Genomic DNA, 12,094 nt, shown 5'->3' with positions numbered 1-12,094 from the left:
CATTTTTAAATTTCTTAATTTTCGCGCATTCCCGTCATTTGATATTTGGGTTAGAATTTCAAGTTAGACGGCTAAATTTGCATTTAATCTCTACCCGCTGCTTACGATCTGCGCTTAAAGTACGCAAAATTTTATTTTCAAAGCGGAGAGGGACCCTGTCTCAAATCGTCCGCAATGCTCGTCTAAAACTGCCAGCAGATCGCGCTTGTAGCCCGCCTGCTGTGATAAAGCTTTAGAATTTTATTCGGTTTGCGAAGCATTTAAATTTTTAAGCAATAAATATGTAAAATTAGCGAAATTTGATAATTCCAAAGGACGAAAAATGGCAAAAGTTATGAAAACGATGGACGGAAACGAGGCGGCGGCTTACGTCTCATACGCCTTCACCGAGGTCGCGGGCATCTATCCGATCACGCCTAGCTCGCCTATGGCGGATTACACCGATATCTGGGCGTCGCAGGGCAAGAAAAACCTCTTCGGCATGCCCGTTAAAGTAGTCGAGATGCAAAGCGAAGGCGGCGCGGCGGGCACCGTGCACGGCTCACTCCAAGCGGGTGCGCTTACGACGACGTACACCGCATCGCAGGGACTTTTGCTAAAAATTCCAAATATGTACAAGATCGCGGGCCAGATGCTTCCGGGCGTCATTCATGTCGCGGCGCGCGCGCTTGCGGCGCAGGCGCTCTCCATCTTCGGCGATCATCAAGACGTCTACGCCTGTCGCCAAAGCGGCTTTGCGATGCTTGCAAGCGACAGCGTGCAGGAGGTGATGGATTTAGGCGGCATTGCGCATCTTGCGGCGATTAAGGGGCGAGTGCCATTTTTGCACTTTTTCGACGGATTTCGCACGAGCCATGAAATTCAAAAGATCGAGGTGATGGACTATGCCGAGTTTGATCGCTTGCTCGATCGCGAGGCCGTGCGTAAATTTAGGGCTGACGCGCTAAACTCTGAGCATCCTAAAACTCGCGGCACGGCGCAAAACGACGACGTATATTTTCAGACGCGCGAGCTAGTCAATAAATTTTACGACGCGCTTCCGGACATCGTCGCGGAGTATATGAGCGAAATTTCAAAGATCACGGGACGGTCGTACGCGCCTTTCGTCTATTACGGCGCTAGTGAGCCGCAGCGCGTGATCGTCGCGATGGGCTCGGTCAATCAAGCCCTCGAGGAGGTGGTCGATCATCTAAACGCGAAGGGCGAGAAGGTAGGCGTGCTAAAAGTGCACCTCTACAGGCCTTTCAGCCTCAAATATCTCTTCGCTGCGATGCCTAAAAGCGTTAAAAAGATCGCCGTGCTCGATCGCACGAAGGAGCCGGGCAGCCTCGGCGAGCCGCTGTATCTGGATATAAAGGCCGCATTTTACGGGCGCGCGGACGCTCCGCTCATCGTGGGCGGCAGGTATGGTCTAAGCTCTAAGGACGTTGATCCCGCGCAGCTAATCGCCGTGTATGAAAATTTAAAGGCGGACGAGCCTAAAAACGGCTTTACGATCGGCATCGACGACGACGTGACGCATCTATCTCTACCCGTGGGAGATAAAATTTCGCTCGGCAGCGAGGATGAGACCGAGTGTCTATTTTACGGCCTGGGCGCAGACGGCACCGTGGGCGCGAATAAAAATTCCGTCAAAATCATCGGCGATAAAACCGAGCTTTACGCACAGGCGTATTTCGCTTACGATAGCAAAAAATCGGGCGGCTACACGCGCTCGCACCTGCGCTTCGGCAAAAGACCGATCCGCTCGACATATCTCGTTTCCGATCCGCATTTCGTCGCTTGCTCGGTCGCTGCGTATCTGGATATCTACGATGTCATCGGGGGCATCCGCGAAGGAGGGACCTTTCTTTTAAATTCCATCTGGGATGCCGAGCAGACGGCGGCAAAGCTTCCAAACAAGGTCAAAAAAATTCTAGCCCAAAGACGGGTAAAATTTTACATCCTAAATGCCACTAAGCTAGCACGCGAGATAGGGCTCGGAGGCCGTACTAATACGATTATGCAATCGGCGTTTTTCAAGCTTAGCGGCATCATCCCGTTTGAGCAGGCGCAAAGCTATATGAAGGAATACGCCAAGAAAACCTACGCCAAAAAGGGTGAAGCGGTCGTGGCGATGAACTGCGACGCGATCGATAGGGGCGCGGACGCTTTGGTACAGGTAGCGATCGATCCTGCGTGGGTAAATTTAAAGGACGACGCGGCGGATACGAACGACAAATACAAAGGCGACGAATTTATAGAAAAGATCGTAAAGCCGATAAACGCAGCGCGCGGCGATAGCTTGCCGGTGTCGGCGTTTTTAGGGCGCGAGGACGGCGGGTTTGACGCAGGCACGACGCGATTTGAAAAGCGCGGCGTAGGCGTCACGGTGCCTAAATGGATCGAGCAAAACTGCATCCAGTGCAACCAGTGCGCCTTCGTCTGCCCGCACGCCGTAATCAGAGCGTTTTTGCTAGACGAAAAGGACGAGGCCGCCGCGCCTTTAAATTTAAAAGATCACCTACTAGAAGCCAAGGGCAAGGAGCTGAAGGGGCTAAAATACAAGATCCAAGTAAGCCCGCTAGATTGCACGGGCTGCGCGCTTTGCGCCGAAAACTGCCCGAGCAAGGAAAAATCGCTCGTCATGGTGCCGCTTGAAGAAGAACTCGCAAAAGGCGAGCAAGAAAGCGCAGACTTTTTATTCGAGCATGTAAGATATAAAGACGATTTGATGGACAGATCAAGCGTCAAGGGCGTGGGCTTTGCGCGCCCGTATTTTGAATTTCACGGCGCATGCCCCGGATGCGGCGAGACGCCGTATATCACGCTGATCACGCGACTTTTCGGCGATCATATGATCGTAGCCAACGCCACGGGCTGTAGCTCGATCTACGGCGGATCGGCGCCCTCGATGCCGTACCGCAAGGACGAGAACGGCCGCGGCGTCGCGTGGGCGAACTCGCTTTTTGAGGACAACGCCGAGTTCGGGCTGGGAATGAAGATCGCAAGCGAGACGCTGCGCCATAAGATCGAGGATCTTATGCTAGGCTCGCTCTCAAGCGTGCCAAACGCGCTAAAAGCGCTTTATCACGACTGGATCGAAAACAGAAACGATACGCTAAAATCCGCTCAGATTAGAGATAGGCTGGTGCCGCTACTAGAACAAAATTTGGACGCGCCCGGGGTTCGTGAAATTTTAGAACTGAAGCAGTATCTAAACAAAAAATCGCAGTGGATCATCGGCGGCGACGGCTGGGCTTACGATATCGGCTACGGCGGGCTCGATCACGTGCTAGCTACCGGCGAGGACGTAAACGTGCTGGTGCTAGATACGGAGGTTTACTCAAACACTGGCGGGCAGAGCTCCAAAGCTAGCCGCCGCGGCTCGATCGCGCAGTTTACGGCAGGCGGCAAGGCGGTGCAGAAAAAAGACCTCGGTCAGATCGCGATGACCTACGGCAACATCTTCGTCGCGCAGGTAAATTCCAACGCAAACCAAGCCGCGACGCTAAAGGCGATCATGGCGGCGGAGGCCTACCCGGGACCTAGTCTCATCATCGCGTATTCGCCGTGTATCGCGCACGGTATCAAAGGCGGCATGGGTAGCTCCGGCGATCAAGCCGAGCTTGCGAGCAAATGCGGCTATTGGCCAACCTACACTTTCGATCCGCGACTCGCGGCGGAGGGCAAAAATCCGCTTAAAATTTCGTCCAAAGAGCCCGATTGGAGCCTTTATGAGGAATTTTTGCTAAACGAGGTCCGCTACAACGCGCTTAAAAAGATCGATCCGGAGCACGCGGGCAAGCTTTATGAAGCAAACAAAGCCGACGCGATGAGGCGTTACCGCCAGCTAAAACGGCTTGCGAATGCCGATTTCGGCGATGAGGTTGTCTCTACGGACGCCGCGAGCGAGAATGCTTAAGCTTTGCGGCTATTTGTTGAAATTCCGGCTCTGCGAATTTTGCAATCCGGAATTTTATTAAATTTAGCGGGATTGCATAAAATTCCGTATAAATTTTAAAAGAGAAATCCATGAAAAAAATCGGACTAATCGGCGGCATGAGCTACGAATCTACGATTACCTATTATGATGGGATCAATTGCAAAATTAACGAGCGTCTAGGTGGGCTAAGTAGCGGCGAAATCCTGCTAAGTAGCTTAAATTTCGATGAGATCGAGCGGTGTCAAAGAGATAATGAGTGGGGCAGGGCGGGCGAAATTTTAGCTCGTCACGCGCGGGTTTTGCAAAGCGGCGGCGCGGATTATATTTTTCTTTGCACCAATACGATGCATAAGTGCTACGAGGCGATAAAAGCCGCTATATCCGTGCCTTTCGTGCATATCGCGGACGCCACGTTAAGTGAGCTGCGAAAACGTGGCGTGCAAAAAGTAGGGCTGCTCGGCACGATTTACACGATGACGCAGGATTTTTACAAACAGCGCCTAATAGATGGCGGCGTAGAGGTACTCGTGCCGAATGCGGACGAAATGGAAGCGGTAAACGAAGTAATTTTTGATGAGCTTTGCTTTGGTAAAATCTTACCACATTCCAAGAAGAAATTTTTGCAGATCATTGAAGGGCTCAGAGCTCGCGGTGCGCAGGGCGTAATACTGGGCTGCACGGAGATCGGGCTGCTCGTATCGCAAGCAGATACCGCCGCGTGGCTATTTGATACTACGCAGATCCACATCGATGCGGCAGTAAGTCTAGCTTTAAGCGAGTAAATATCAAATATGAGCCGGTAAAATTCCAGCTTATAATTTCAAATTTTTATATATATTATCAGTTAAATTTAATCTTTCTCTGTTATAATAACGACTATCAATCATATAAGGGGATGAAATGAACGTTTTAGTTATAGGAGCAGATGAGATTACACCCATTAAGGCGGTTTTAAAAGACCTTGGCGCGAGTAACATCGAGCACTGGGACGCACGAAACGAAAATCGCGTAAATCGTAAGCCGATCCCGCAAGATACCGAGTGTGTCGTTATGCTTACGAGCTTTTTAAACCACAATACGATGAAAAAAATCAAAGGTGAAGTAAAAAAGCGCAAAATCCCGCTCGTATGCGCTAAAAGAAGCGTTAGCTGCGTATTTTGCGAATACTGTAAGGTCTTCAATTTAAATCAAGAATTCGGTTGCAGACCTTGCGAAGATGATTAAAATTCCAAGGAATTTAAATAATGCCGGCAAGCCCAAGCAAGCGGTTAAAAGGTCGCGCACTGCGCCGCAATCAAATGCTTGCGACGATGAAGCTGGCGAGCTAAATTCCAAGGATTTTTTAAATTCTAGCAAATTTAACACTACTTACCTTGCGCACGCCGAAAGCAAGAAATTTAGTGGCAAATTTAAAAAGTTTTCAAGTGGTAAATCGGGCGCGCTTAATTGTAATGCCTCTAAGCCGCATACTGTAAAGAGTGCGCAAAAAGACGGCGCGAATAGGAATTTAACAGCAAGGATTTTTTGCGACACTAGCTCCGCGCAAAAGAATTTTTTCTGCGCTAAGCGTTCGGACGAGAAATCAGCTTTGTTACGAGATATTGCCGCGCCAAAACGAGATATCGCGGCGCGCGAAAAACGCCAAAAAGCGGATCTGCGGCGCAATAATGAGCTTATTGATGATGAAATTTTAAATGCCAAAGCTTTTAATAAAAAATTCTTTTGCGGCGAAATTTTTGGCTTTGATGCGAACGGGCGCGAGATTGCGCCAGAGGCGCTGCAGGGTTATGATGCGGCTTCGCGAGCGCGGGCGATGTTAGCTCTATATAATTTTAACGTTAATGCGAGCTATAGGATTTCGCCCAAGTATTTGCAGGGCGAGATGCAGTTTCGCGCTGCGTTTTTAAATTTCATCGTCTCCGAGCTTGGGCGCGGGGCTCGTAAAATTTACCGCTTCAAGCCCGCCGTGAAATTTTGTGCAGCGGATAACGCGATAATTTTTTCCTATCTGCGCGGCATGCCGCTGCCAGTATTTGCCGCTAAGCCCTCTTATAAGCTAACTCACGCAATCGTGAGTCTGCGTAGCGGATTGCTGCTAAACGGAGACGATGCGTTTCGCAACTTCGTATTTTGCAAAATCGCGCTTCGAAATGCAGGCGCACAGCTGCAACTTGTGGGCAAATCGGGCGAGCTCATTGTAGTTCGCAAGAGCGGTTTTAGCCTAGGCGTGGTTACGAGCTTTAAAAAAATTCTACCTCAAAATCCAGCCATTTATGATAATGATATAAAAAAAGCGCTAGAGCTTTGCCGGGGAGCAAACCTCGACGCCGTGTATCTTGTCTATCCAAAAAATGAAAATTTTAACTGCCACGTCGAGATAAAAAGCGAATGCTTTAAGGGAAATTTCATTATGAAATTAGTACCATACAAGCTTACCGACAAAATTTATTAAAAGGATACCAAATGGTTGGAATTATTTTTGGAAGCTCGATGGGCAATACCGAGGACGCCGCGAAGCTAATCTCCGAAAAGCTAGGCATAGAAAACGAGCTAAAAAATGTCGCGGACATCGCGCCTGCAGATCTAAATAAATACACCGCGCTCATCATCGGCAGCTCCACGTGGAACGACGGCGAGCTGCAGGACGACTGGGCAGGCTTTGATTTCTCAGCCCTTGATGTCGCGGGCAAGACCGTCGCGATTTTTGGCATGGGCGATAGCTCAAGCTACAGCGACGCCTACTGCAACGCAATGCGCGAGCTATACGATAACTTCAAAAAAGCGGGTGCAAATATCGTAGGCGCAGTGCCTACCGACGGATATGAATTTGACGAGAGTAAGGCCGTAGTGGACGGCAAATTCGTAGGCCTCGCGCTAGACAACGACAATCAAAGCGACCTCACCGAGAGCCGCATCGAAGCGTGGGTAGCGCAGATCGCCCCATCTTTTAAATAGTCCTCCTTTAGATTTGCCGTGGAGCTCACGCTCCGCGGCACTTTCATCTTTTTTAAAATCCTTAAAATTTAGACCTTTTTAAAATTTAGCTCTGCCGACTTCGGTTAAATTTAAACGGCTTTTAAATTTTAAAATTTTAATTTGCGAGAATGAAGTTTATCTTTTAAATTTAGAGCTGCTCGATACTTTTGCGCTAATGTAAATACAGACCTGCTTGGAGGCGCACTTAGCGCGAGTAGATAAAATTTAGCCGCTGTGGCGGCGGAAGGACGAAGCTGGGAGTTTGCGTCGCGGTTTATAAACCTCGTCGGCATAATAATCGGCGCACGCTCGGGAGATAAAATTTGCAAATTTTATAAGCGGCGAAGCGGAAAGTAATGTCGCTAAAATTTCTCGCCGCACATACGCCATTGAAATTTTTTCCGCACGCACGCCGTTAAAACTCTCCCCGCAGCTCTGCCGTAAAATTTCGCCGGGCATCTGATTCAAGAATTTTGTCTATCTGCGTAGCGAGCGGCTGCTGTCTGTCCGTAAAATTTAGCATAAATTTGGCGCTGCAACCGCACGCGGCTGTCGCCCCAAATAAAGTCGCCGCCGTAACTGCGAGATCGCCCGCCGCTAGAAGCGAAAGCCGCAAAGCCCTGCGGCGGCGATAAAGAATAAATATTTAAAAGAGGAATTTTGCTCTTTGTGCTACTTCGCGCAAATAGCTCGGCAAAGCGTAAATTTAAAATTTAGGGCGCGAATTTTAAGGCTTTAAAATTTACAGCCCGAGCTCTATCGCCAGATCCTTTACCGCTTTGAGATTTACCTTACCGCTGCCGAGTACCGGGATTTGCTCCACTTTTTTCACGGCGCTTGGCTGCATTATCGGCGCCAGCGCGGAGTCCTTCAGGCGGCGCGAAATTTCATCCTCGCTCGCCTCGCCCACGTAAAGCAGAGCGATCTTTTCGCCCTTTTTCTCGTCTTTTAAGTTTACGCACGAATAGATCGCGCTTTCGCCTAAAATTTCGCCCACGGCGCTCTCTACCGCACCCAGGCTTATCATCTCGCCGCCGATTTTGGCAAAGCGCGAAAGGCGGTCGGTGATAAATAAAAACCCGTCGTCGTCGATATAGCCGATGTCGCCGCTCTTGTAGTAGCGTACACCGTCCATTTGCGCGATCGCTTCGGCGGTTTTTGCCGGCTCATCGTAGTATTCCTTCATAACCTGATGTCCGCCGATTAAGATAAGCCCCTCCTGGCCGTTTGGCAGCGGCTGCAGCGAGGCGGGATCGGTGATCTTTATGACCGTGCCTGCAAGCGGTAAGCCGACGCTCTTTTCGCGGTTGAAGTGAAGCTCTTTGAAAAAATCGGGTTCGAGGACGTTCGGCGTATTTACGCTCACCACCGGCGCAGTCTCGGTCGTGCCGTAGCCCTCGTAAATTTCGATGCCGAATTTTATCTTAAATTCCTTTCGGACGTTTTCATTTAGCTTCTCCGCGCCCGCAATCGCTAGGCGAATACTTGCCAGCATAAGCGGATTGAGCCTTTTATTTTTGGTGTAGAGTCTAAAAAACGTCGAAGTGCCGAACATTATCGTAGCGCCGTATTTCGCGCTCATCTTGCCGACGCTAAAGGCGTCTGTAGGATCGGGCACGTGGATGCTTAAGATTCCGTCGTTTAGCGGAAAGAGCGTCGTTACGGTAAGCCCAAAGCAGTGAAAGATCGGTAGCGACGCCAAAATCGCATCGTACTCGGTGGCGTTTATGAGCTCTGAAATTTGACGGACGTTTGCCATTATATTTTTATGCGTCAGAACCACACCTTTGGGCTTTCCCTCGCTGCCGCTGCTAAATAAAATGGTCGCTACGTCATCTATCGCGTGCGGCTTAAAATACAGCGCGCGAAATAAAATTTTAGGCATTAGCAGCGATTTTAGCGCGCAAGCTATGCGCTCGTTTTTAGAGACGCCCTCGCTTAGATCCTCAAGGTATACAAGCCGATCGCCGATTGAGCTTTCCAGCTCAAAGCCCTTTGATTTGAGTTTTTCTACGAATTTTCGCGAGCTGATGATCGTGCGGATGTTTGCTTTATCCGCGCAGTAGATTAAATTTTCCTCGCTTAGCGTGTAGTTTAAATTTACGCTCGTTTTGCCCATCGCAAAAAGCGTTAAATTTACGGCGCTTGCGATGACCGAGCTAGGCAAAATTATACCGACGTTCTCCTCGCTGCCTATGCGGCTCTTTAGCTTTTTGCGAAGTATCAAAACGGCGCTCATCATCGCTAAATTTGTGAAGCTCACTCCCGTGCTATCGACCGCTACGCGCTTAAAAGGCGATCTTTTGGCTTGATTTAGCCAGTTGTAGGCAAGTGGCTTTAGGCTTGCGAGATATTTGCCCCAGCTGAAAAACGACAGCTCCGTTACTGCGCGCTTTACCTCGTGCGCCTTGGAATTTGCCTCAATCGGCGCGCCGAAGCTTACGCGAAGTGCGTTTTTGCCGCTTTGCGAGATCGTTCTTTTATAATGCTCGCTAGCGCGCGAAAACGTCGATCCCCAAAGCCCCCTGATATAAAAAGGCACGATTACGGAGTTCGTATCGTGCGCGGCTAGCTCAAATCCGCCTTGAAACTCGTCTATGCGACCGTTGTAGCTGATGTGGCCTTCTGGGAAGAGCCCGACTACTTCGCCTGCATTTAGCGCCTCGCGAATACTTTCGATCGCGCTTTTGCTCACGCCCGCTCCGATCGGAATGACGCGGAAAATTTTAAAAAACCATTTCAAATACCACAGATCATAGTAGCTGCGATGCATCACGAAGCGCACGCCGCGCGGGCACGCAAGCTGTACCACCGCCCAATCGATCCAGCTGATATGGTTACCCAAAAGCAGTACGCCGCCTTTTTGCGGGATGTTTTCGATACCGTCTACGTGGACTTGGTAGCCGAATTTCATAAACGGAATGAGTAAAATTCTAACGAAAAGCTGCGGCAGATATTTCGCGCCGAAGATCCCGCAGATGAGCACGCAAAGAGCAGCCATAACGAAAATTTCGCGGCTGGCGACCGCAAAATGCACCAAGATGATGGCGATGAGCAAAAACAGCACCATAAAGATATTTTGAATAAAATTTGAGCCCGCAAGCACCCGCCCCATGCGCTCGTCGGCGGTAAAAAACTGAATGACGGCGTTGAGCGGCACGATAAAAATTCCGCCGCTAAATCCGAAGAAAAACGATGCCGTGCCGAGCCAAAATACGGAGTGCGCGTTGGCTAGCACCATTAGCGCGAGCGCAAGCCCGAATGCGCCGAACGGCACGATACCGAGCTCGATATGTTTTTTGCAGTAGCTGCCCGCAAAGATCGAGCCTAGCGCGATTCCGATCGCACTAAGCGCCAATATCACCTGGATCACCATTACGTTGTCGCTGCCGCTAAGGCTCTTGTAGTGAGCCGGGAAGGTCGCGATCACGAGCTGCGAGACCGCCCAAAACATCGAAAGCCCCAGCGTGCAGAGCAGGACGTTTTTGTCTTTTAGCACAAAATTTAAATTTTGCCTTAGATAGCGAAGCTTAAGATAGTCGTCTTTATTAAATTCCGCCTGTGGCTGCGCAGCGTCGAAGAATGGAATTTTATATGAATAGTATGTTTCAAGCACGGAGCCCGCGACCAAAAGCACGCCGATGAACCAAACCGAGCTCATCAGCTCGCCTGCATCGCTGCTGCGGGCTGCAAATAGTTCGAAAATCACCGAAAAAACAAGCGATGAAAGTAGAATTGCTATGATCGTCAGAGCCTGCACGAGGCCGTTTGCTGCGCCTAAATTTTTCGCGCCGACGATCTTTTTAATCAGGCCGTATTTGGCGGGCGAGTAGATTGCACTTTGCGCCGCAAGCAGGATCGTCATAAAAAACGCAAAATAAAACCACCCGCACGCATAACCTAGCGTAATGAGCGCAGTAAGCGCGACGCCGAGTTTCGCGCAGATCCGCGTAATGCGGGTGCGCGAGAATTTGTCGTTGAGATAGCCGCTGGCGCTAAAAAGAAATACGTAAGGCAGCAAAATCAGCAAATTTACAAGCGATGTTAGAGCGATGAGAGCACCCGAATCGGCGCTTTTAACAAGGACGTTTTGGATCGTGATCTTATGGCCCAGATCGACGCTTGCGTTGATAAACATAATCGCCAAAAACGGCAAAAATCCGTTGATTTTTAATAAAGATTTCACGGGTGCTCCTTTAAAAACGGGATTTTATCTCACGGAAGTTAATAGACGCAAATTTAAGGCGGCTTCGCTACAATTACGCAAAAATTAAAGGAAAAATATGAAAGTACGTATCACCAATCGCGACGTCGATAACCTCAATAAATTTATGCTGCTTTACAGCAAAAAGGCGCGCAAGCAGCGCCTCATCAGCACCTACGCCATACCGTTTGAGTTTTTGCTCGTTGGCATCATCATCGACGGGCTTTTGAAAACGGCTCCGATTGCGAGCGTGGCGTCGGTCATTTTGGGTGCGGCGTGGCTTATTTTTTATCCGAAATTTTACCGCCGCATGCTAAGAAAACATCTCTCTGCCGCCAAACTCGCGCAAGACTCGAGCACGGAGATGAGCTTCGTCGCGGACGACGAGACGATCTCGTTTTCAAAGGGCGAGCCGCGCGCAAGCGAGAAATTTGCCGCGCGCTCGCTAAATCGAATCGCTGCGGGCGGGGAGAATTTTTTCTTAGCGTTTGATCGCGGCTTTCACATCGTGCTTCCAAAAAACGCCGAGACGGACGCCGCGGTGCAGCATCTCGCGGATCTGCGCGGCTTGCAGATCGAGCCCGTGGATCTGGACGTTGAAATTTAAAGCTTTGCTTTTAAATTTAAGACTCGTAAAATTCGTTATATAAATTTAAAATTCTAGAATTTCGCTATGTAAAATTCTATCTTCGGAATTTACTCGCGGCAATGTTTTCTCTTAAGGGGGAAGGGCTCTACTTACTCTGTGCTTCGCTTGCGCTCGCAAGAAACGCCTCAGGCTGAGCCTTGCGTTGCTATGTTCATTTTACAAGGAGCACCCCTTAAAAATTCCTAACCTCTGGCACGCTCAAGGAAGGGGCGACTCCGTCCGCGTTAAAATTTAATATGACTTGGATTACTGCATGAGGAATTTTACGCATGTTCGTTTCATTAGAATAAAACTCAGGCGCAGCCTGCGCCGCTAGCGTCGTCAGGGGTTGGGTGGGGTT

At 49.6% G+C, this 12,094-nt stretch carries 7 protein-coding genes; 6 read left to right on the top strand and 1 reads right to left on the bottom strand.

Annotation, left to right across the window (positions count from 1 at the left end):
• Window positions 1-322: 322 nt before the first annotated feature.
• The 5 genes from nifJ (at window position 323) to fldA (ending at window position 6,880) form a co-directional block, all read left to right on the top strand.
• Window positions 323-3,904 (top strand): pyruvate:ferredoxin (flavodoxin) oxidoreductase, encoded by a 3,582-nt coding sequence (nifJ, locus tag QZ176_RS09830; protein WP_295153222.1) that lies wholly within the window; start codon window positions 323-325, stop codon window positions 3,902-3,904.
• 110 nt (window positions 3,905-4,014) lie between these two features.
• Window positions 4,015-4,707 carry an aspartate/glutamate racemase family protein gene (locus tag QZ176_RS09825; RefSeq protein WP_295153220.1) on the top strand — a complete coding sequence of 231 codons (693 nt, stop codon included), beginning with the start codon at window positions 4,015-4,017 and terminating at the stop codon, window positions 4,705-4,707.
• A 118-nt stretch (window positions 4,708-4,825) separates the two neighbouring features.
• Entirely contained in the window at window positions 4,826-5,149 is a 324-nt protein-coding gene (locus QZ176_RS09820) for a DUF2325 domain-containing protein (RefSeq protein WP_005870807.1), read from the top strand.
• Complete coding sequence (locus tag QZ176_RS09815) at window positions 5,142-6,377, top strand: hypothetical protein (RefSeq protein WP_295153218.1); 1,236 nt, start codon at window positions 5,142-5,144, stop codon at window positions 6,375-6,377. The genes QZ176_RS09820 and QZ176_RS09815 overlap by 8 nt, the downstream gene beginning before the upstream one ends.
• A gap of 11 nt (window positions 6,378-6,388) precedes the next feature.
• Window positions 6,389-6,880 (top strand): flavodoxin FldA, encoded by a 492-nt coding sequence (gene fldA / locus QZ176_RS09810; RefSeq protein ID WP_177389208.1) that lies wholly within the window; start codon window positions 6,389-6,391, stop codon window positions 6,878-6,880.
• Between the two features lie 763 nt (window positions 6,881-7,643).
• Here fldA and QZ176_RS09805 read toward each other — a convergent pair.
• Entirely contained in the window at window positions 7,644-11,087 is a 3,444-nt protein-coding gene (locus QZ176_RS09805; protein ID WP_295153216.1) for an acyl-[ACP]--phospholipid O-acyltransferase, read from the bottom strand.
• Window positions 11,088-11,184: 97 nt separating this feature from the next.
• Here QZ176_RS09805 and QZ176_RS09800 point away from each other — a divergent pair, with 97 nt between their 5' ends.
• Window positions 11,185-11,712, top strand: a complete 528-nt coding sequence (locus QZ176_RS09800; RefSeq protein WP_295153214.1) for a hypothetical protein — start codon at window positions 11,185-11,187, stop codon at window positions 11,710-11,712.
• Window positions 11,713-12,094: the final 382 nt, after the last annotated feature.

It is taken from the genome of uncultured Campylobacter sp. (genome assembly GCF_905373215.1).
In the GTDB taxonomy this organism is placed as follows: Bacteria; Campylobacterota; Campylobacteria; order Campylobacterales; family Campylobacteraceae; genus Campylobacter_B.
The sequence above is the reverse complement of the archived record's forward strand: the minus strand, read 5'-3'. Positions and strand labels throughout refer to the sequence as shown.